Origin of the sequence: Dokdonella sp., assembly GCF_017744955.1 — a bacterium.
Taxonomy (GTDB): Bacteria; Pseudomonadota; Gammaproteobacteria; order Xanthomonadales; family Rhodanobacteraceae; genus Dokdonella_A.
Genome location: NZ_JAGIAG010000014.1, coordinates 1 through 20,750 on the forward strand (window position 1 = coordinate 1; position 20,750 = coordinate 20,750).

General features: G+C 68.8%; 17 protein-coding genes. 8 read left to right on the plus strand and 9 right to left on the minus strand.

The window, feature by feature from the left end:
* Window positions 1-291: 291 nt before the first annotated feature.
* Window positions 292-2,532, minus strand: a complete 2,241-nt coding sequence (gene parC / locus J7520_RS17975; protein WP_291191417.1) for a DNA topoisomerase IV subunit A — start codon at window positions 2,530-2,532, stop codon at window positions 292-294.
* Between the two features lie 142 nt (window positions 2,533-2,674).
* On the minus strand, window positions 2,675-3,640 hold the full coding sequence (locus J7520_RS17980) for a LysR family transcriptional regulator (protein ID WP_291191420.1): 966 nt from the start codon (window positions 3,638-3,640) through the stop codon (window positions 2,675-2,677).
* A 161-nt stretch (window positions 3,641-3,801) separates the two neighbouring features.
* Between J7520_RS17980 and J7520_RS17985 the strand changes: the two genes are divergently transcribed.
* Genes J7520_RS17985 through J7520_RS17995 form a run of 3 tightly spaced genes read left to right on the plus strand, consistent with a single transcriptional unit; the run spans window position 3,802 to window position 5,371 of the window.
* Window positions 3,802-4,200, plus strand: a complete 399-nt coding sequence (locus tag J7520_RS17985; RefSeq protein WP_291191423.1) for a DUF805 domain-containing protein — start codon at window positions 3,802-3,804, stop codon at window positions 4,198-4,200.
* A gap of 44 nt (window positions 4,201-4,244) precedes the next feature.
* Window positions 4,245-4,490 (plus strand): hypothetical protein, encoded by a 246-nt coding sequence (locus tag J7520_RS17990; RefSeq protein WP_291191426.1) that lies wholly within the window; start codon window positions 4,245-4,247, stop codon window positions 4,488-4,490.
* Complete coding sequence (locus J7520_RS17995) at window positions 4,487-5,371, plus strand: hypothetical protein (RefSeq protein WP_291191429.1); 885 nt, start codon at window positions 4,487-4,489, stop codon at window positions 5,369-5,371. Before J7520_RS17990 ends, J7520_RS17995 begins: the two co-directional genes overlap by 4 nt.
* 2 nt (window positions 5,372-5,373) lie before the next feature.
* Here J7520_RS17995 and cfa read toward each other — a convergent pair whose 3' ends face one another.
* Entirely contained in the window at window positions 5,374-6,492 is a 1,119-nt protein-coding gene (cfa, locus tag J7520_RS18000; RefSeq protein WP_291191434.1) for a cyclopropane fatty acyl phospholipid synthase, read from the minus strand.
* 101 nt (window positions 6,493-6,593) lie between these two features.
* Complete coding sequence (gene crcB / locus J7520_RS18005) at window positions 6,594-6,980, minus strand: fluoride efflux transporter CrcB (RefSeq protein WP_291191436.1); 387 nt, start codon at window positions 6,978-6,980, stop codon at window positions 6,594-6,596.
* A gap of 445 nt (window positions 6,981-7,425) precedes the next feature.
* On the opposite strand from crcB, the gene J7520_RS18010 reads away from it, so the two are divergent.
* The 5 genes from J7520_RS18010 (at window position 7,426) to J7520_RS18030 (ending at window position 13,700) form a co-directional block, all read left to right on the plus strand.
* A complete protein-coding gene (locus J7520_RS18010) occupies window positions 7,426-10,449 on the plus strand; it encodes a GEVED domain-containing protein (protein WP_291191438.1) in 3,024 nt (1,007 codons plus the stop codon).
* A gap of 137 nt (window positions 10,450-10,586) precedes the next feature.
* Window positions 10,587-11,810 carry a multidrug effflux MFS transporter gene (locus tag J7520_RS18015; protein ID WP_291191440.1) on the plus strand — a complete coding sequence of 408 codons (1,224 nt, stop codon included), beginning with the start codon at window positions 10,587-10,589 and terminating at the stop codon, window positions 11,808-11,810.
* 110 nt (window positions 11,811-11,920) lie between these two features.
* On the plus strand, window positions 11,921-12,502 hold the full coding sequence (locus tag J7520_RS18020) for a hypothetical protein (RefSeq protein ID WP_291191443.1): 582 nt from the start codon (window positions 11,921-11,923) through the stop codon (window positions 12,500-12,502).
* Complete coding sequence (locus J7520_RS18025) at window positions 12,499-13,116, plus strand: hypothetical protein (protein WP_291191446.1); 618 nt, start codon at window positions 12,499-12,501, stop codon at window positions 13,114-13,116. Before J7520_RS18020 ends, J7520_RS18025 begins: the two co-directional genes overlap by 4 nt.
* Entirely contained in the window at window positions 13,113-13,700 is a 588-nt protein-coding gene (locus J7520_RS18030; protein WP_291191449.1) for a hypothetical protein, read from the plus strand. The genes J7520_RS18025 and J7520_RS18030 overlap by 4 nt, the downstream gene beginning before the upstream one ends.
* Here J7520_RS18030 and J7520_RS18035 read toward each other — a convergent pair.
* The 5 genes from J7520_RS18035 to otsB form a co-directional block, all read right to left on the minus strand.
* On the minus strand, window positions 13,690-14,991 hold the full coding sequence (locus J7520_RS18035; protein ID WP_291191450.1) for a hypothetical protein: 1,302 nt from the start codon (window positions 14,989-14,991) through the stop codon (window positions 13,690-13,692). The genes J7520_RS18030 and J7520_RS18035 overlap by 11 nt on opposite strands.
* A gap of 139 nt (window positions 14,992-15,130) precedes the next feature.
* Window positions 15,131-16,528: a choice-of-anchor Q domain-containing protein gene (locus J7520_RS18040; RefSeq protein ID WP_291191453.1), complete on the minus strand. Its 1,398-nt coding sequence runs from the start codon at window positions 16,526-16,528 to the stop codon at window positions 15,131-15,133.
* Window positions 16,529-16,673: 145 nt separating this feature from the next.
* Entirely contained in the window at window positions 16,674-18,038 is a 1,365-nt protein-coding gene (otsA, locus tag J7520_RS18045; protein WP_291191455.1) for an alpha,alpha-trehalose-phosphate synthase (UDP-forming), read from the minus strand.
* 7 nt (window positions 18,039-18,045) lie between these two features.
* Window positions 18,046-19,836, minus strand: coding sequence for a glycoside hydrolase family 15 protein (locus tag J7520_RS18050; protein WP_291191458.1), 1,791 nt, complete (start codon window positions 19,834-19,836; stop codon window positions 18,046-18,048).
* Window positions 19,833-20,642: a trehalose-phosphatase gene (gene otsB, locus J7520_RS18055; RefSeq protein WP_291191461.1), complete on the minus strand. Its 810-nt coding sequence runs from the start codon at window positions 20,640-20,642 to the stop codon at window positions 19,833-19,835. The genes J7520_RS18050 and otsB overlap by 4 nt, the downstream gene beginning before the upstream one ends.
* Window positions 20,643-20,750 lie beyond the last annotated feature (108 nt).

Here is a 20,750-nt window from a genome sequence, read left to right on the forward strand (position 1 = left end):
GCTGCACCGCCAACTCAAAGGCCTCCCTTCGGGGAGGCCTTTTTTTTGGCGATCCGTCCGGGATCGCGGCGCTCTGCTGGGGATCGAGGACGGCAGAGCCGCGGCTTCCGATCGTCTACTCGCGGCCATCCCTGGCCGCACATTTCACGAGAAGCATCGAGCGGGGGGCGTTGCGGGGAGGCTGCGGCTTCGGATCGTCTACCCACGGCCAACCGGGGCCGCACTTTTCACGAGGGGCACCGAGCGGAGGTCGTTGCGAGCGATGGAGTGCCGGTCCGCCGCGTCTGCACCTCATCCGGTGGTTTCGATCCGATCCACGCGTTGCAGCCCGCGCGGCAGCAGCCCGCCGCGCGCGGCGCGCGCGCCGCCGTATTCGACCAGGTCGTTCCACTTCAAGATCAGCTTGCGCTGGCCGGCGTACAGCGTGACCTCGCCCTTGCCTTCGCTCACCACCGCGACACCGGCGACGCGCTCGCCGTCGGCGAGGCGCGCCTTCGGGATCTCGATCAGCTTGTTGCCCTTGCCGCCCTTGTCCAGCTCGGGCAGGTCGGCGACCGAGAACATCAGCAGATGACCGGCATTGGTGACGACGACGATGCGGTCGCGCGCGGAGTCGGCGACCATCGCCGGCGTCAGTACGCGCGCCTTGTCCTCGATGTTGAGAATCTGCTTGCCGGCCTTTTTGTTCGCGATCAGCGCTTCGAACCTGGTCACGAAACCGTAGCCGAGATCGGAGGCGAGCACGAGCTTGCTCTGCGCGTCGGCGATCGCGACCGCGTCGAAGCGCGCGCCGGCGGGGAGGGTGAAGCGGCCGGTCAGCGGCTCGCCGTTGCCGCGCGCGGACGGCAGCGTGTGCGCCGGCGTCGAATAACTGCGGCCGGTCGAGTCGATGAAGGCGGCCTGTTGCGTGGTGCGGCCCTGCGCCGCGGCGAGGAAGGAATCGCCTTCGCGATAGCCGAGCTCGCTGGCGACGACGTCGTGCCCCTTCGCCGCGCGCACCCAGCCCTTGGCCGACAGCACTACGGTGACCGGTTCGCTGGCGACCAGGGCGGTGTCGTCCAGCGCCTGCGCGGCGGCGCGCGCGACCAGCGGCGAGCGGCGTTCGTCGCCGTATTTCTTCGCGTCGGCCTTCAGTTCGTCCTTGATCAGCGTCTTCAGGCGCGCCTTCGAGCCGAGGATCACGTTGAGGCGCGCGCGCTCCTCTTCGAGCTCGTCGCGCTCGGCGTTGATCTTCATCTCCTCCAGCCGCGCGAGCTGGCGCAGGCGCGTCTCGAGGATGTAGTCGGCCTGTTCCTCGCTCAAGCGGAAGCGCGCGATCAGCGCCGGCTTGGGTTCTTCCTCGGTACGGATGATGCGGATCACCTCGTCGAGATTGAGGTAGGCGATGCGCAGGCCTTCGAGCAGGTGCAGGCGGCGTTCGACCTTGGCCAGGCGGAACTGCAGGCGCTTGGTCACCGTGTCGGCGCGGAAGCGCAGCCACTCGGTCAGGATCTGCTTCAGATTCTTGACCTGCGGCTTGCCGTCCAGGCCGATCATGTTGAGGTTGACGCGGTAACTCTTCTCCAGATCGGTGGTCGCGAAGAGGTGCGTCATCATCTCGTCGAGGTCGATGCGGTTCGAGCGCGGGAACAGCACCAGACGCACTGGATTCTCGTGGTCGGACTCGTCGCGGATGTCCTCCAGCATCGGCAGCTTCTTCGCGCGCATCTGCGTGGCGATCTGCTCGGCGATCTTCGACGGCGAGACCTGGTACGGCAGCGCGGTGATGACGACGTTGCCGTCCTCCTTCGCGTAGACGGCGCGGCAGCGCACCGAGCCGTTGCCGGTGGCATACATCGCGGCGAGTTCGCTTGCCGGCGTGATGATCTCGGCAGCGGTCGGGAAGTCCGGCCCCTTCACGTGCTCGCACAGCTCGGCGATGCCGGCGTCGGGCTCGTCGAGCAGATGGATGCAGGCGCCGACCACCTCGCGCAGGTTGTGCGGCGGGATGTCGGTCGCCATGCCGACGGCGATGCCGGTCGAGCCGTTCAGCAGCACGTGCGGAATGCGCGCCGGCAGCCACGAGGGTTCCTTCAAGGTGCCGTCGAAGTTCGGCACGAAGTCGACCGTACCCTGGCCGAGTTCCTCCAGCAGAAGCTCGGCGATCGGCGTCAGCTTCGATTCGGTGTAGCGCATCGCCGCGAACGACTTCGGGTCGTCGGTCGAGCCGAAGTTGCCCTGGCCGTTGATCAGCGGATAGCGGTACGAGAAAGGCTGCGCCATCAGCACCATCGCCTCGTAGCAGGCGCTGTCGCCGTGCGGGTGGAACTTGCCGATCACGTCGCCCACGGTGCGCGCGGACTTCTTCGGTTTCGAGCCGGCGTCCAGGCCGAGTTCGCTCATCGCGTAGACGATGCGCCGCTGCACCGGTTTCAGGCCGTCGCCGACGAAGGGCAGGGCGCGGTCCAGCACCACGTACATCGAATAGTCGAGATAGGCGCGCTCGGCGTAGTCCTTGAGAGGGATCTGTTCGTAGTTGGCTTGCAGGTTCATCCGATGGGGCAGTCGAAACGGCTCGCGGCGGCCGGAAGCGGGAGATTGTGCCGCAGTCGCTTCGGCGCAGATAGCCGCGGAATGTCGCCGATCGTGACGGCGCGGCAGGAGGCGGGTCGTTCGCGCGACGCACGCCCGCGCTTCAGCTTTCCTCGCGCCCCGGCACGCTGCGCAGGCGGCGTCGGTTCGCCGCGATCAGCGCGTCGTCGGCGACGGCGCTGACGCCTGCGTCGAGCGGGCGGTGCGACGCGTAGCATCGGGCGCTCTCGCGCACCAGCGAGTCGATCACCAGGCGGCGCATCTTGGTGTAGTACGGCTGGGTGTGGTGGTGCAGGAACACCGGCACCTCGTACGGACGGAAGCCCGGAACCAGGCGCACCTGGTGTTCCGGCCGCAGCAGATGCAGCGGCACCACGGCGCGGCCGATCCCCTCGGAAACCGCGTCGATCAGGCCGTAGATGTCGTCGAAGTACGCGCGCAGCATCGTCGGCACGGTCGATCCGGTCTGGATCAGGAAGAAGCGCTCGGTGAAGTTGTCGCGCGGATCGTGGTCGATGTAGCAGTCGCGGCGTCCGTCGTAGCGCGTCGACTCGATCAGCACGTTGCGCTCGGTGCCCAGGCGCACGTTCTCCACGCCCATGCGCTCGCATTCCGACAGCGAGACGCTGAAGTCGACCTTGCCGTCGATCAACAGCTCGTGCAGCTCGTGCACTTCGGCCTTCACGAACTGGCAGGACAGACGCGGGTTGTCGCGCAGCAGGCCGCCGATCGCCGGGATCAGGATCGAGCGCAGGCAGGAGGAGAACGAGACCAGGCGGAAGAAGCCGGCGATGCCCTCGGAACCGCCGACCAGATCGTCGAGCAGTTCCTGCTCCTGGCGTTCGACCGAGGCGGCGTGGCGCTGCAGGATGCGCCCGGATTCGGTCAGCTGCAGGCCGCCGCGCAGGCGCATGAACAAGGCTTGCCCGAGCGTTTCCTCCAGGTTCTGGATGCGCTTGGTCAGCGCCGGCTGGCTGACGTGCAGCAGCTCGGCCGCGCGCGAGAAATTGAGCACGCGCGCGAGCGTCATGAACGATTCGATCTGCGCCGACGACAGGCGGGTTCCCATCGCATCCTCCCCAGGATTGGCGGGCAGTATAACCACCGGCTATCGCGCGATCACGGCGTTCTATCGCGATAAAGCCGCGCTATCGACGGATGCGGAACATTGATTGGCGCCCGCCGTGCGCGCGGCGCACAGTGCCCGCGTCGTCCACGGGGAGAAAGTCCATGAGCTGGTCGCAGCTGTTGTTCTCGTTCGACGGGCGCATCGGGCGCGCGCCGTACTGGTATTTCGTGCTGGCGGTGACGGTCGTGTTCGCGGTGCTGTTCGCCTTTGCCGGCGTCTCGCTGTTCAGCGGCGTGGGCCTGGACGGCGTGCCGGATCCGGCGCCGAGTGCTGGCGTCGCCGGCGTCCTGCTGCCGCTGGCCTGCATCGCGCTGCTGTGGCCGAGCCTGGCGATCGCGGCCAAGCGCTGGCACGACGTCGACAAGTCCGCCTGGTGGATCCTGATCGGGCTGGTGCCGTTGGTGGGTGGACTGGTCGCGCTGGTCTTCAACGGCTTCATCGCCGGCACGCCGGGAGCGAACCGCTTCGGCAATCCCCCGCCGGCGAGCGTCGTGCCGTGAGGCGGCTGCGCACGACGGTGACGGGCGTGGCGGCAGCGCTGGCGATGTCAGTCTGCGCCGGCGCCACGCCGGGCGGCGACAGCTTCGCGCTGCGCGGCGCCGTGATCGCCGGCGGCGGCGGGTCCAGCCGTTCGGCGCAGGAATGCTTCGCGCTGGAGGCGACGGTGGCGGAAAACGCCGCCGGCGTTTCCGCCGCGGGCGAATTCGTATTGCGCGCCGGTTTCTGGGCGGGCGCAGGCGCACTGCGGCGCGACTCGGTATTCCACGATCGCTTCGAGGAGTGCGAATGATGAAGACCTCTCGGGTTTCGCGCCGGCCCGCTCTGCTCGGCGCGCTGCTGGCTTCGGCGCTGTCGATCGCGACCGCCGCTGCGGCCGAGCCGCAATTGCCCGACTTCACCTATCAGGGCCGATTACAGCGCAACGGCGCGCCGGCGAACGGCGCGTTCGACCTCAGCTTCGCGCTGTTCGATGCCGTCAGCGGCGGCAACCAGGTCGGTGTCGCGGTCGACGAGCCGGACTATCCGGTCGAGGACGGCCTGTTCACCGTCTCGCTCGCGTTTCCCGGCGTGTTCGACGGCACCCAATTGTGGCTGCAGGTCAGCGTCGAGGGCGTGCCGATGCAGCCGCGCCAGCCGATCGCGACGACGCCGGTCGCGCAGTACACCTTGAGCGGCGCGATCGGTCCGGCCGGCGGGGATCTCAGCGGCACGTTCCCGAATCCGGCGATCGCGTCGGGCGCGGTCACCAGCGCGAAGATCGCCAGCGGCGCGGTGTCCTCGAGCAAGCTTTCCGCCAGTTCGGTGACCGACAGCAAGATCGCCGACGGCGCGGTGACCGCGGACAAGATCGCCTCGAGCGCGGTGGGCACGGCGAAGCTGGCCAACGATTCGATCACGCGCGGCAAGATTTCCGGCGGCTACAGCAACGGCGCGATCTCGGTGACGCTGGGCGCGAACAGCTGCAACGACTACGACATCTCGGTCGGCGGCGTGCAGCCGGGCGACATTCCGTTCTTCTCGCTGCAAGCGGCCGGCACGCTGCCGTCGAAGATGCTGGTGATGCCGCTGAAGGTCGCCGCGGCCGGCGTGGTCAAGACGCGGATCTGCAACTTCGCCTCGACGACGCAGAGCGCGGCGAACGTGCCGGTCTACCTGATCACGCTGCGCTAGCCTCAGCGCGGCGCGCGATAGCCGCCGCGGATGCCGCGCGGGCTCATGACCAACTGCCAGAGCTGGTCGCGACGGGTGCGGAACACCGCCGCGGAGGCGGACAGGTAGAAGCGCCACATGCGCCGGAAGCGTTCGCCGTACTTCGGCGCGAGCCGCGGCCAGGCCGCGTCGAAGTTCGCGCGCCAGGCCATCAGCGTGCGGTCGTAGTCGGCGCCGAAGTTGTGCCAGTCCTCGATCACGAACAGGCCTTCGCTGGCCTTGGCGATCTGCTCGGCCGACGGGATCATCGAGTTCGGGAAGATGTACTTCTCGATCCACGGATCGGTGTGGTTCGAGGACACGTTCGAGCCGATCGAGTGCAGCAGGAACAGGCCGTCGTCGCCGGTGCAGCGGCGCGCGACTTCGAAATAGGTGCGGTAGTTCTTCACGCCGACGTGCTCGAACATGCCGATCGAGAACACGCGGTCGAAGCGCTCTTCCAGCTCGCGATAGTCGGTCAGGCGGATCTCGACCGGCAGGCCCGCGCAGATCTCGCGCGCGTAGTCGGCCTGCTCCTGCGAGACCGTCACGCCGACGCCGGTGACGCCGTAGCGCTCGGCGGCGAGCTTCAGAGCCTCGCCCCAGCCGCAGCCGATGTCGAGCACGCGCATGCCGGGCTCGAGTCCGAGCTTGCGGAAGATCAGGTCGAGCTTGGCTTCCTGCGCGGCGTCGAGATCGGTCGCCGCGTTCCAGTAGCCGCAGCTGTAGACCAGGCGCTTGCCGAGCATGGCCTGGAACAGGTCGTTGCCGAGGTCGTAGTGCTGTTCGCCGACCTCGTAGGCGCGGCGGCCGCGCTGCAGGTTGACGACGCGCGACTTGAGGAACAGCCAGGCGTCCTCGGCGGCGCCGACGCGCTCGTCCAGGTGCGCGTCGAGCAGGCGGCAGAAGAAGCCGTCGAGGTCCTCGGCGTCCCACCAGCCGTCCATGTAGCTTTCGCCCAGGCCCAGCGAGCCGTGCGCGAGCACGCGCGAGTACATGTGCGGGTCGTTGACCCGGATGTCGGTCGGCGCCGGCCCGTCGATGCGTATGCCGGCGATCTCGAGCAGCGATTCGATGCGCGCCTGCGCGCGGGAGTCGTTCATCGGCATCCCCTGAAGAAGGTTCGCAACGACAACGTGCAGATGGTCGGGGCATGCGAGCGGGGCTTCAAGCGTCCGCGCGCGAAGCCCGCGCCGCCTGGGCGCTACGCGCGCAGGAACAGGCGCATCAGGCCGATGCCGGCCAGCGTGGCGAGCAGGGAGCCGAGCAGGTGCGCCGTGATGATCGCCGCGGTCCAGCCGTACTGCTCGCGCTGCAGCGTGATGACCGTTTCCGCCGAGAAGGTCGAGAACGTGGTCAGGCCGCCGAGGAAGCCGGTCGTCAGCGCGAGGCGCCAGACGACCGAGAGATCCTGGTAGTGCTCGATCAGCCCCATCGCCATGCCCATGATCAGGCCGCCGAGCAGGTTCGCCGCCAGCGTGCCGAGCGGCAGCGCCGGCAGGATCGGATTCAAGGCCAGGCCGAGCAGCCAGCGCAGCACGGCGCCGGCGAAGGCGCCGAAGCCGACGGCGAGGAAGGAGAGCAGGTTCACGCGGCCGGGCGGAGGGGAACCGCGGCCGGGCGGAGGGGAACCGCCGCCGGCGGTTGCGGGATCGAGTTGGACGGCATCGGCATCTCGGTCGCTCGGGCGGGGCCGCTCCCGGGGGCGCCGATCTTAACGCAGCCCCGGCGGGGCGCGGAGGCGTTTCGGGCGGCGTATCGGTCTGAAGGGGCGATGGGCTTCAGGTCCGGGAACGCAGGAATTGCATACTGAGAACGCACGGATTGCATCCATGGACGGATGAGGTTCTAATCAAAAGTCCGTCCAGAGGCTGGGTGGGTTCGAGCGCAAGACCGACGCTTCGGTGGCGAACGGTCTGCGTGTCTTCCGAAACGGATGGCGGGCCGTGTAGGGGCACGGGCCGGGTCCGCTTCCTTTTTCAATGGGGAATGACATGGCTTTTTTCGCTTCACGATGGGCCCGCATCGGGCTGGGGTTGGTCTTTGCGCTCGCGGCGGCGGCCGCGGCCAATGCCAAGGTCATCGAGATTCGCGTCAACCAGGCGCGCGGCGTCGATTCGACAGTCGCCTACGGCAAGCTCACGGCGTTCGGTCCGTGGGACGACCGCAACTACGCCCTGACCGCCGAGGATCTCGAATTCCTCTCGCCCAACGAAACCGAATCGCGTGATCCGACGCCGGCGTTCTTCCGCGTCTGGATGCGCAAGGGTGCGATCCAGGAAGGGCACCCGCTTCCGACCAAGGGGCCGGACCAGTACCCGCGCAGCGCGGTCAACACGTTCCTGCAACGGTTCGGCGGCCTGCAGATCGACGGCAAGATCTACCGCGGCATCAACCGCATCGAAGGCAACCGCTTCGAGGTCTTCGAGGAAGAGGAACTCGAGGAGATGGGTGAAGGCTGGCCGCGCTTCGTCAGCGGCGAGGTCAAGATCACCAATCCGCAGGGTGCCGAGGAAACCGCGATCGCGGTCAATCCGGTCGACACCAACTACGTGATCGCCGGCAGCAACGGCCCGGGCAACGGCCAGAAGATGTGGCGCTCGACCGACGGCGGCGCGACCTGGAGCAACGCGATCAGCCTGACCGGAAACACCTGCTGCGACGCCACCGTCGGCTGGTCCACCGACGGCCAGGTCGCCTACACCTCCTCGCTGGTCAACTGCGGCTCCAGCTGCGGCGTCGCGTTCTACCGCTCGCTCGACAAGGGCGCCACCTGGACGCAGAGCGCGACCCTGGTCGCCAGCGGCTCGGACAAGGAATACCTGCACGTCGATTCGTACGCCGGCTCGCCGTACAAGGACAACATCTACGTCTCCTGGCACCAGAGCAACGTGCAGAAGTTCGCGCGCTCGACCGACAAGGGACTCACCTTCAGCTCGGCGCAGACGCTCGACACCGCCTTCAAGGGCATCGGCAGCGACATCACCAGCGACAAGCAGGGCAACGTCTACTACTTCTTCCCGTCCACGACGGGCCGCCAGGTGCGCGTGGTCAAGTCGACCGACGGCGGCGCCTCGTTCGCGGCCAGCGGCGTCAAGGTGTCCGATACCAAGGCGTCGTTCGACTTCCCGCTGCCGTCGATGTCCACGCGCAACGCCTTCATCTACGCCTCGGCCGACGCCGACCTCACCAGCGGACCGTACGCCGACAGCCTCTACGTCGCCTGGTCGGACACCTACGACACCGACAACGACGGCAGCGCGACGGCCAACCACGCGCGCGTGCAGGTCGCCTACTCGCGCGACGGCGGCGCCACCTGGACCGTGACGACGCCGCACCCGACCAGCGACGGGACCACCGTCGACCGCTACCAGCAGTGGCTGAAGGTCGACGAGTACGGCCGCGTGCACGTCGTCTACTACGACACCCGCCACAGCGCCAGCCGCAACGGCGTCGACCTGTACTACTCGGTGTCGATCGACGGCGCGCAGACCTGGGAAGAACCGCGCCGCCTGACCACCGCCACCTCGCCGAAGATCAACACCTCGATGGAGTGGGGCGACTACAACGGCATGGACATGGCGATGAACGACATCATCGCGATCTACACCGACAACCGCGCCGGCATCGACGTGTGGGGCATCGGCGGCTTCGCCGACGCGCCCGGTCCGGACTATCGCCTGTCGGTGCCGAATACGACGCAGGACGTGTGCGCGGGCAGCTCGATCGCGCCGGTCACGGTGTCGCTGTCGTCGGTGGTCGGCTACACCGGCACGGTCGCGCTGAGCACACCGGGCCTGGACGCTTCGGCGTTCACCGGCGGCGTGTTCACGCCCGCCTCGCTCACCCTGCCGGCGAATGGCAGCGACACGTCGGTATTGACGCTCGGCACCCAGCCCGGCGCGGCGAGCGGCACCTATCCGGTGCTGGTGCGCGGCACCGACGGCCAGAACCCGGCGGTGATCAAGGAGGCGACCTTCAACGTGCAGATCGCCGCCGGCCAGACCGTGGTGCCCGCGCTGAACACGCCGGCGAACGGCGCCAGCGGCCAGCCGCGCCTGACCGTGTTCAACTGGGCGGCGGATCCGGCCGCGACCGGCTACACGATCGAGATCGCCAGCGACAGCGCGTTCGCCACGATCGTCGAGACCGGCACGCCGAGCGCCGCGACCTACACCGTGCGCCAGCAGCTGCAGCCGCTGACCACGTACTACTGGCGCGTCCGCGCGAACAGCCCGTGCGGCGACAGCGCGAACTCGCCGGTGTTCAGCTTCACCACCGGCGTCACCTTCCCCGAGCCGTACTGCAGCGTGTCGTTCCCGAGCGCGGTGGAGCCGATCACGCGGGTCAAGTTCACCGGTATCGACAACCGCAGCGATCCGGCTCCGGACGGCAGCCCAGCGCTGGAGGACTTCCTCAGCGTGCCGGGCGGCGCGATCGTCGCGGGCGAGACCTACTCGATGATCGTCGAAGGCAACACCGTGGGCAGCTACACCACCAAGGTGAAGGCGTACGCCGACTGGAACCGCAACGGCACGTTCGACGCGAACGAAGGCTACGTCATCGGTGACATCGTCAACTCGACCGGCACCGATGGCATCCAGGCCGTGGCGAACGTGCTGGTGCCGGCCGGCACCACGCCGGGCCCGGTGCGCCTGCGCGTGATCAAGAAGTACAACACCGCCGCGACCGCCTGCAACACCGATGGCTATGGTCAGGCCGAGGACTACACGCTCAACGTCGGCGGCACCGAACCGACCTACACCGTCGGCGGCACCGTCAGCGGCCTGGCCGGCAGCGGCCTGGTGCTGAGCTTGAACGGCTCGACCAGCCTGCCGATCGTGGCGGACGGCGTGTTCACGTTCGGCGACGCCCTGACCAGCGGCACGAGTTACGAGGTGACGGTGGCGACGCAGCCGTCCGATCCGGCGCAGACCTGCACCGTCGACAACGACAGCGGCACGATCGGCTCCGCCAACGTGACCGACGTCGAGGTGACGTGCGAGACGACCGTGCTCGATCGCATCTTCGCCGACGGCTTCGAGCAGGCCACGCCCTAGCCGCCAGTCCCACGCAGGACCGTCCCTTCGCGGGCGGTCCTGCGTTTTTCGACAGCGCCTGTCGCATCGAACGTGCGGCAGGCGCTTTTTTTTGCGCAGTCCGGCTCGCCGCGGCCGCCCCTCGGCAGGTAGCATGCGTGTTCACGCCGATGACGCCCGCGCCGACTTTCCGCCACCGCCGCCTCGCGCCGCTGCTCGCCGCGCTGGCGATGTTCGGTCCGTTCGCGATCGACACGATCTTTCCGGCGTTCCCGGCGATCGCCGCGCAGCTGCACGCGAGTCCATTCGCGATGCAGCAGACCATCAGCGTCTACCTGATCGCCTATGCGCTGATGTCGCTCCTGCACGGCCCGCTGTCTGATGCGCTCGGCCGGCGCCGCGTGATCCTCGCCGGCGTGGTCGTGTTCGCGCTGGCCTCGATCGGTTGCGCGCTCGCCGGCACCATCGAGGCGCTGCTGGCGTTTCGCGCGCTGCAAGGCGTCTCCGCCGGCGCCGGCCTGATCGTCGGCCGCGCGATCATCCGCGACTGCTTCGACGGTCCCGAAGCGCAGCGCCTGATGTCGACGGTGTCGATGATCTTCGGCATCGCGCCGGCGATCGCGCCGATCACCGGCGGCTGGGTGGTCGCGGTCGCGCACTGGTCGATGATCTTCTGGCTGCTGGCTGCGTTCGCGTCGCTGCTGTTCTTCGCCTGCATCGCGTGGCTGCCGGAAACCCATCCGCACGAGCGCCGGCTGCGGCTGTCCGCCGGCGCGCTCGCGTCGAGCTACCGCCTGATCGTGCGCGACCGCGCGTTCCTGCCGCTGGCGCTGGCGGGCACGTTGAACTTCAACGCGCTGTGGGTCTACATCTCCTCGGCGCCGGCCTTCGTGCTCGATCTGCTCAAGCTCGACGCGCAGCACTTCGCCTGGCTGTTCATTCCGGCGATCAGCGGACTGATGCTCGGCGCGTTCCTGTCCGGCCGCGTCGCCGGCCGCCTGAGCGCGGCGGCGACGGTGCGGCTCGGCTACACGATCATGCTGGCGGCGGTGGTGCTGAACGTGTTCCTCGCGCTGCTGTTCCCGTCGCCGCGGCTGCCATGGTCGGTGCTGCCGATCGGACTGCACGCGGTCGGCATCGGCATCAATTCGCCGACCTTGACCTTGCTGCTGCTGGATCGATTCCCGCAATACCGCGGCGCGGTGTCGTCGCTGCAGGCCTTCATGAGCCTGGTGCTGAGCGCGATCATCGCCGGCCTGCTGTCGCCGCTGCTGTCCGACAGCGCGCTGAAGCTCGCCGCCGGCGCGGCGCTGGCGACCTTGCTCGGTTTCGCGGCGTGGCGCGCGTACCGGCGCGTCGAGCGCGCGGCACAACCCGGCTGAATCGACGCTGCACTCCGCGCGCGGGGCATGTGCGGGTGTGTGCTATAAGTTCGCCCCGTCATCGACCGACTCGCCGGTTCATGCCGCTCGATCCTTCCCTGAAACAGGCGGTGAAAAGCACGCGCTGGCGCATCGCCGCAGCCGTCGTTCTGCTCGCCGCGATCGTCACCGCAGCGCTCGGCGGCTTCCGCTTCGCACCGAAGACCTCGGCGAAGTCGGAGGAGCTCGGCAAGCGCGTGACGACGAACGCGCTCGCGGTGCAGCCGTTGCGCGTCTGGCTGGACACCAACCATCCGGTCGGATTGGCGACCCCGACGCCGCCGGTCGACTATCTCGTGCTCGAAGCCGAGGTCGAGAACCTGACCAGGCAGAGCAACAACTACTTCCTCGCCAGCGACCTGGTCTGGCTGACCAGCCAGGACGACCAGAAGGGCAAGCGTGCCGACGCGACCTACCGCGTCGACGACACCACACTGCTCGGCAACCTGCAGCCGAAGCTGCCGGTGCGCGTGCGCCTGTCCTGGAAGCTGCCGCACGGAGCGGTGCTGCCTTCGCCGCTGCGCTTCGGTCTCTACGCGCGCCGCTACGTCGAGAAGACCTACCTGACCGGCGAGAGCACCTGGCTGCAGGATGGCCCGGGCGCGACGCTGAAGCTGCCGGTCGAGGACCGCCGCAACCGGAGCGTGCCGTGATCGCTCAGTCGCTGCGTCGCGTCGGTTGGCGGCAATGGGTGTGGGTCGTGATCGGCCTCGCGCTGATCGTGCTGATGCGCAAGAACATGCTCAGCTACGACGAGCGGCTGGCGCCGCTGCCGGTGCACGGCGCGCTCGAGCAGCGCGTGGTCGGGCGTACCTTCGCCGTGACGGTCAAGGGATTCCGCCTCGCGCGCAGCTACAAGACCGCCGGCGGCTGGGTGTCGCGACAGCAGACGTTGGTGCTGAAGACGCCGGGCATCTGGATGTCGACGGTCGTTTCGCTCGAGGCGTTCCAGCAGCCGGTCGGCGCGGTCTCCGCGCGCGTGCGCGCGGCCGACGGCTCGTACTACACCGCCGGCGCCAGCGACCGGCCGACTGTGAAGGGCGTCAACCTGACCGGCGAACCGGTCCTGCCCGGGCTGCCGCAGAACGGCGCCTACTTCTTCGAGCTGCCGCCGGCGCAGCTGGTCGGCGCGCATCTGGAATTCTTCACCGCGCCGCACGTGCCGGGCAGCAACGACGCGCTCGTCGACATCGATCTCGGCCTCGACAAGGCCAAGGTCGACGAGCTGGTCGCGAAGGCGCCCGACGAGGTCAGCCTGCTGCCATGAACGGGACGATCGAATCCAAGCCGCCGTCGAGCTGGTGGCGGCGCCAGGGTCCCTGGCTGCTCGGCGCCGCGCTGCTCGGCGCCTACGCGTTCTACATGCCGTACCGGGAATCCCTGAACCACTACGCGATCTTCCATCCGATACGGCCGATCGAAGTCGCCAAGGGCGCGTCGGCGGACTACGAGGGCGCGCGCTGGCGCCTGCTCAACATCACCCAGCGCGACCAGCGCGATCTGCGCGAGGACGCGATGATCCTGGTCGCGCGCTTCGAGTTGATCGCCGACGAAGGCACCAGCGCGAAGAACCTCAACCGCTGCAAGAGCCGCATCTCCGACGCGCGCGGACGCTATTGGGAAGTCGCTCCCTTCAGCGGCCTGCGCGTCAAGTCGGAGCTGCCCGATTCCTGCGGCAGCGGCCGCGGACCGAACTTCACCACCATCGAGCCGGAGCCGGGCAAGCCGTGGCTGTTCGAACAGGCCTATCTGGTGCCGCGCGGACTCGATCCGAAAACGCTGCGGCCGGAGATCTACATGTTCTCGATGGAGCAGCGGCGGCCCGGCGATTACCTGCGCTTCATGCCGTAGCCGGCACCGCGGCCGGTGCAGCCTCCGGCGCTGCAGCCTGGGACGTCTGCAAGCGCGCGATCGCGCAATCGCAGGTCGCCGCCAGCAGCGCGACGCGCAGCAGCTCGGTCAGCAGCGGCGGCCGCAGCGACAGCGGACTGCCGAACAGCAGCGCGATCGGGTTGCCGATCACGTTCCACCACGCCGGGTCGTGCGGGCCGAGCAGGTGCACCACGACGCGCCACGCGTACGAATCGACGAAGTCGAGCAACTGGTAGCACACGCACAGCACGACCACCGCGGGCAATCCCGCGCGCAGCACCAGACGCAGGCTGTTGACGACCGGCACGCCCTTGCTGGTCCAACCCTCGCTGGCCTTGCCGGCGACCTTGCGCACCAGCAGCGGCAGCGCGCTGTAGCGCGCGCCGAGACGCGCCAGGCTCTCGTCGGCGGAGTCGAGCTTGTGCGAGCGGCGCAGGTCCATGCCGTAGATGATCGCGGTGATCGCCAGCCAGATCAGCGGCAGCACCACGCCGGAGAACGCCGTGGTGGCGATGTCCCACAGCGGCATCAGCACCTGCTTGATCGGCGCCAGGAGATGGAACAGCGCGCGCGGATCGTCCCACCAGGCCATCAGCCATTGATGCGCGGCGCGGTCGGTCCACCACGTCTTCACCGTGCCGATGCCTTGCGAGATCGCGCGCGCGCCGACGAACACCCAGTACGCCTCGCAGGCGGTCGCCAGCAGCGACCAGCCGATGCCGGCGCCGGTTTCCTTCGCGCGCTTCAGGCTGACGTGGCGCACGGCCCAGGAAATCGCCAGCGCCAGCCACAGCCAGGGCAGGCCGAGCACGTCCTTCAGCGAGACCTGCTGCTCCGCCACGACCCAGAAGATGTAGGTGAGCTGGAAGTCGCGGCGCAGTCCTTCGAGCAGGCCCCAGGTCGTGTAGTACGCGAAGAACGGCAGTAGGGCGACCGCCAGCGCGCCGGTCCAGCGGTTGCCGCGCGGCGTGGTCGGCACGTCGCGCCGGTTCAGCATCGGCAGGCTCGGCCGGAGGCAGAGGAACATCGCGATCACCGTCACCAGCTGGCTGACCACCAGCACCGCGAGCGCCGCATAGGCCAGCAGCAGGGACGGGCCGGCGAGCGCGATCGCCGCCTGCATCGAGAGGTCGTAGACCACGCGCTGCAGGAGGAACCAGAACACCAGCGCGGGCCAGTGCCGCGCGAGCAGGCGGCCGGTCAGGCGCAGGATCTCGAGCCAGGCGCCGGCGGGACTCGCCGACGCGTCGCGGACAGTGGCGTTCGACATGCCGCCTAGGGTAGCCGATCGAGGCGGCCGTGGTGCCATCGGCGCGAATCCAGCCGGGCACATCGGAGCCATCGTGGCGGAGCGGATGCGGCGCAGGAATCCAGCCAGGTGAGCGAAGGCGCGAGGAATCGGCCCGGATCTATCCAGGCGGATCGAAGCCGTTCGCGAACACCGGATCGGGCGGTCGCCATTCGAACGCGCCGATGTCCGCGGCGGCGCCGATCACGCGCGGGAAGCCGGCGCCGCGCTGATCCCATTGCAGGTTCGCATTGTCGCTGCCGTGGTCGATCGCGGGACTGTCGGCGGCCAGGGCGAGCGTGCGCGTCGGTCCGCCGTTGTCGACCAGGTATTGCAGATGCGGATCGACCATCAGCGTGTCCGCCGGCATGCTGACTTGCGGGAACGTGACTAGGTTGTGGTCGCCGCTGACTACCTGGGCCGACAGATCGACAATCGGATCGTTGGTCGAACCGACGTAGTTGCCGGCGATGATCGTGCTGACCAGCGTCAATGGCCCCTGGATCATCACCGCGGGATACTGGTTCACGGTCGCGATGTTGCGCGCGATCGTGCTGTTGTAGATGAAGGCGGGGAGCCAGCTGAATACGCTTCTGCCGTCCTGCGACAGATTTCCCGAGATCGTGCTGTTGACCATGATCAGCAGTCCTCCGGAGCCTCCGGAAAAGAGAAGCAGCGCCGAACCCGCGCCATGACCGGTGCTGTTGGTCGTCAGTGAGTTGTTCGAGATGGTCGAGTTGAATATCTGCGCGCCGTTCATCGCCCACGCGCCGGCGCCGCCCGCGCTGTCCCCACCCTGGATTCGGCAGTTGTCGATCGCGCTGTATCGCATGTCCAGCCCACCAAGGCCGGCGTATACGCAGCCGCCTTCGAAGTAACCGTGCCCGACTTCGGAGACGATCCAGCTGTAGGACACCGTGCTCGACATCAGGTGCAGCGAGTTGCGGGCAAAGATGGCTCCTCCGCCGAGGTTGGGGCTTTGGCCGCTGGCGCCGGTCGCCCTCACGGTGCATTGGGTGACTTTGGCGGCGACCACGGACAAGTCTCCCGCGGTCCGGATGCAGCCTCCGTCGGCATCGTCCGCATGGCCGCCTTCCAGCGTGAGCGCTTCCAGGCGATTGCCGTCGTCGACCCTGGCGGAGGCGTTGGTGAAATCGAGAATGCGGAAGTAGTTGTTGGTCGGCCATCGCCGCACGCTCAGGCGATTGGCGCCGGGCCCGACGATGGTCAGGCCCTTCTGCGGAACCACGATCTCGCCGGAGGTCAGCGTGATCGTGCTGCAGGTCAACTGGGTCAGGTCGATGGTGTCGCCGTCGGCCGCGCTCGCGACCGCGTCGCGCAGGCTGCCGGCGCCGCTGTCGTCGCAGTTGGTCACCACGAGGACGAATGCCGGCGCTTGTGGCGCCGTCGTATCGGATGTCGCCGGTGTCGGCGTGGAAAGCCCGAGCGTCAGCGCGATCGCCAGCGCAAGAGCTGCCGGTGCGGGAGTCTTCGTCGGACGTTTGGACGAGAGAGACATGGCGCAGGCTCCGAAACGCGGCCGGCGCCGCCGGACGCTCCGGCGGCGCGGAGCGCGGGCGAGACGCTCCTGCGTTGTCCTTACGCCGTGTCGCGACGGAATCCGCCATGGCGGCGGAACGAGGCCGGCGACTGTTCGAGCGGAGTCAGGCCTCGCCCAGCGCGTGCAGAAACGCGTTGCGCCAAGCGGTGATGTCGTGCCGTCGGAGGTGTTCGATCATCGCCGCCCAGCGCTCGCGGCGTTCGTCGAGCGGCATCGCCAGCGCGGTTTCCAGGCTCTCGACGATGTCGTCCGGATCGAGCGGGTTGATGATGATCGCCTGATGCAGTTCGCGCGCCGCGCCGGCGAGGTTGGACAGCACCAGCACGCCGGGATCGTCGGGCGCCTGCGCGGCGACGAATTCCTTCGCCACCAGGTTCATGCCGTCGCGCAGCGGCGTGACCAGGCCGACGTGTGCGCTGCGATAGAAGCCGGCCAAGGTTTCCTGCTGGAAGCTGCGGTTGACGTAGCGGATCGGCACCCAGTCCGGCTCGGCGTAGCGGCCGTTGGTCGCGCCGGCGAGGCGTTCGAGGCGCGAGCGCAGTTCGCGATATTCCGGCACGTCCTCGCGCGAGGGCGGCGCGATCTGCAGCAGCGACAGCTTCGAGCGCCATTCCGGATGGTGCGACAGGAAACGTCCGAACGCCTCGAAGCGTTGCGGCAGCCCCTTGGAGTAGTCGAGCCGATCGACGCCGATGGCGAGCCGGCGATGCTCGAGGCTGGCGATCAGGCGCTTCGTCGCCGCGCTGTTGGCGGCGCGCTCGGCCTGGCGCGCGACGCGTTCGGTGTCGATGCCGATCGGGAACACGGCGGCGCGGAAACGGCGGCCGTCGGGCAGGCGCAGCTGCGTGCCGTCGATCTCCGCCGAGCACTCGTCGCGGAAGTAGCCGCGCAGCGCCTGGAGATCCGATTCGGTCTGCAGGCCGACCAGATCGTAGGCGGCCAGCGCGCTGAACACGTGCTCGTGGTGCGGCAGCGCGGCGAGCAGGTCGCGCGGCGGCAGCGGCACGTGCAGGAAGAAGCCGATGTGCGCGTCGACGCCGAGCCGCCGCAGCTCGGCGCCGAGCGGGATCAGGTGGTAATCGTGCACCCACAGCTGGTCGCCCGGCCGCAGCAGCCGCGCGACGTGCTCGGCGAACAGGCGGTTGACGCGCTGATAGCCGGCGAAATCCTTGCGGCTGTAGTCGAGCAGCGCCTGGCGGAAATGCAGCAGCGGCCACAATGTGCGGTTGGCGAAGCCGAGGTAGTACTCCTGGTAGTCGGCGCGCGTGAGGTCGAGCAGGGCGTACTCGACGCGGCCTTCGCTGCGGTGTTCGAGCGATCGTTCGCTTTCCTCGACGAGACGGCCGCTCCAGCCGAACCACAGTCCGCCGCGCTCGGCCAGCGCGGCCTGCATCGCCGAGGCGAGGCCGCCGGCACGGGTCTCCTTCGGCAGCGCGACGCGATTGGAAACGACGACGAGTCGGCTCACGATACCCTCACAGGACACTTTCCCAGCTGCGCGACAGGCGCGCGGCGGCGTTGATCAAACCGACCAGCGAATAGGTCTGCGGAAAGTTGCCCCACAGTTCGCCGCTGCCCGGATGCACGTCCTCGGACAGCAGGCCGAGCGGATTGCGTCGCGCCAGCAGTTCCTCGAACAGTGCGCGCGCCTCGTCGATGCGGCCGATCGCGGCCAGCGCGTCGACGTACCAGAAGCTGCAGATCGTGAAGCTCGTTTCCGGTGCGCCGAAATCGTCGGGCACGATGTAGCGGAACAGATAGTTGCCCTGGCGCAGCACGCGGCCGATCGCCTCGACGGTGGCGACGAAGCGCGGATCGTCGGCGGTGACGAAGCCGAGATCGGCGAGCAGCAGCAGGCTCGCGTCGAGCCGGTCGCTGCCGAAGGCGTCGACGAAATGGCCGTCCTTCGGATGCACGGCGCGTTCCAGGATCAGGTCGCGTACGCGCTGCGCGCGCGCGCCCCAGAACTGCGCGCGCTCCTCGAGGCCGAGATGCTCGGCGATGCGGCGCAGCCGATCGCAGGCCGCCCACGACATCACGCTGGAATAGGTGTGCACGTCGCTGCGGCCGCGGAATTCCCACAAGCCGGCGTCGGGCTGGTCGTGGAGGCGGAATGCCGCTTCGCCGGCGTGCTCCAGCCGTGCAAACGCGGCGGCGTCGCCGCGCACGTTGAGGCGGTGGTCGAAGAACAGCTGCGTCGCCGCCAGCACGACGCTGCCGTAGACGTCGTGCTGGTTCTGGCGCCAGGCATCGTTGCCGATGCGCACCGGGCCCATGCCGCGGTAGCCGGCGAGGTGCGTCGCCTCGCGTTCGATCAGCTCGCGCTCGAAATGGATGCCGTAGACCGGCGCGAGATCGCCGTCGGCGGCCGCGGCGAGATTGGCCAGGTAGCGCAGGTATTCCTCCATGCTGCGCGTGGCGCCGAGGCGGTTCAGCGCGCGCACGACGAATGCCGCGTCGCGCAGCCAGCAGTAGCGGTAGTCCCAGTTGCGCACGGTATGCGGCGCTTCGGGGATCGACGTCGTCAACGCGGCGACGATCGCGCCGGTGCCCTCGTACTGGCTCAGCTTCAGCGTGATCGCGGCGCGGATCACCGCGTCCTGCCACTCGGCCGGGATCGACAGATAGCGCACCCATTCGCGCCAGTAGTCGACGGTCGAGTCGAGCGCCTCGCGCACGTGCACGGCCGGCGCCTGCGCCAGCGTCTCGTCCGGGCCGAGCACGATCGACAGTTCGCGATCCAGCAGGAACGGCAGTTCGTCGCGCAGCATCGGCAGCGGCGCGTCGGTGGTCGCGCGCAGCACCAGGCCGTCGAGCACGAAGCGCAGATGGTTCGAGCCGAACGTGCGTTCGGGCACGCGCGCGCCGTAGCCGGTGAGCGGACGCAGACGCAGCGTGATGCGCGGCGTGCCGGCCAGCGGGCGGATCGTGCGCAGCAGGCTGGTCGGATGGAAGATGCGGCCGTGGAATTTGTAGCGCGGCGCGAAGTCGACGATCTCGACCATGCTGCCGTCGGCGGATTCCAGGCGCGTGACCAGCACCGGCGTGTTGTCGAGGTAACGCTGCGAACGGGCGGTCTCGCCGTCGAGCTCGAGATCGAAATAGCCGTGCTCGCCGAGCGTCGGCGACAGCAGCGAGCAGAACGCCGGATCGCCGTCGAACGACGGCAGGCAGCACCAGACGATGCGTCCGCGCGCGTCGATCAGCGCGCCGATGCTGCCGTTGCCGACCACGCCGAGATCGAGGCTGGCTTGGGGTGGATTCATCGGACCTCCATGGGTTGTGTCGCGGCCGCATCGGCCAGCGCGGCGAGCCACGCCCGCGCTGCGGCCGGATCGGCCAGGGCGTGGCGAGCGCGCGTCGGCCGCCGTTCGCCGACGAGGATGCTGACACCGCCGAGTTCCTCCACGCGCGCGAACGCGTGTTCGTCGGTGAGATCGTCGCCGAGCATCCACGGCACGCGGCCGGCGAACGGCGCTTCGAGCATCAGCGCGGCGAGCGCGACACCCTTGTCGACGCCGGCCGGTTTGAGTTCGACGACGCGGTTGCCGGCCTGCAGCTCGAAGCCGGCGCCGCCGAAGCGCAGCAGCTCGTGCGCGGCGCGCTCGACTTCCGGCGCAGCGTCGGGAACGTTGCGATAGTGCAGCGCGAACGCCACGCCCTTGTCTTCGAGCAGCACGCCGGGCAACGCGGCGGCGATCGCGCGCGCGCGATCGCGCAGCGCTTCCAATCGCTCAGCTTCGGGGCGCAGCTGGCTGACGCGGCCGTTCGCGCGCCGCAGTTCGGCGCCGTGCAGTCCGGCCGCCGCCGCCTCCGGCAGGCCGAGCAGGGCGTCGATCTGCTGTAGCGACCGGCCGCTGAGCAGGGCCAGCGCGCCGCCGAGCGCGGTGCGCAGGCGGCGCAGTCGTGTGCGCAATCCGTCCTCGACCACGACGGCGTCGGGCCGCGCGGCGAAATCGAGCAGGGTGCCGTCGAGGTCGAGGAACAGCGCGACGTCCGCCGGTTGCGCCTGCGGCGGCGGCGGGAGAGGAGCGTCGAGGGGATGGGTTTCGCTGCGGATCATGTCGAGCATGGTCGGCGTCGGGAGGCGGCGCCGCGCGAGCCGCGGGCCATCGTCGAGTTCACACTCCCACGCATGTATCCCGACTGACCGCGAAGGTTTTCGGGTGCTGGTACGTAC

What these genes read in the sequence shown, in the direction of transcription:
- J7520_RS18040 (WP_291191453.1), bottom strand. Translation starts at nt 16,528, where the DNA reads ATGTCTCTCTCGTCCAAACGTCCGACGAAGACTCCCGCACCGGCAGCT.
- parC (WP_291191417.1), bottom strand. Translation starts at nt 2,532, where the DNA reads ATGAACCTGCAAGCCAACTACGAACAGATCCCTCTCAAGGACTACGCC.
- J7520_RS18035 (WP_291191450.1), bottom strand. Translation starts at nt 14,991, where the DNA reads ATGTCGAACGCCACTGTCCGCGACGCGTCGGCGAGTCCCGCCGGCGCC.
- cfa (WP_291191434.1), bottom strand. Translation starts at nt 6,492, where the DNA reads ATGAACGACTCCCGCGCGCAGGCGCGCATCGAATCGCTGCTCGAGATC.
- J7520_RS17985 (WP_291191423.1), top strand. Translation starts at nt 3,802, where the DNA reads ATGAGCTGGTCGCAGCTGTTGTTCTCGTTCGACGGGCGCATCGGGCGC.
- J7520_RS17990 (WP_291191426.1), top strand. Translation starts at nt 4,245, where the DNA reads ATGTCAGTCTGCGCCGGCGCCACGCCGGGCGGCGACAGCTTCGCGCTG.
- J7520_RS18030 (WP_291191449.1), top strand. Translation starts at nt 13,113, where the DNA reads ATGAACGGGACGATCGAATCCAAGCCGCCGTCGAGCTGGTGGCGGCGC.
- otsB (WP_291191461.1), bottom strand. Translation starts at nt 20,642, where the DNA reads ATGCTCGACATGATCCGCAGCGAAACCCATCCCCTCGACGCTCCTCTC.
- J7520_RS17980 (WP_291191420.1), bottom strand. Translation starts at nt 3,640, where the DNA reads ATGGGAACCCGCCTGTCGTCGGCGCAGATCGAATCGTTCATGACGCTC.
- J7520_RS18050 (WP_291191458.1), bottom strand. Translation starts at nt 19,836, where the DNA reads ATGAATCCACCCCAAGCCAGCCTCGATCTCGGCGTGGTCGGCAACGGC.
- J7520_RS17995 (WP_291191429.1), top strand. Translation starts at nt 4,487, where the DNA reads ATGATGAAGACCTCTCGGGTTTCGCGCCGGCCCGCTCTGCTCGGCGCG.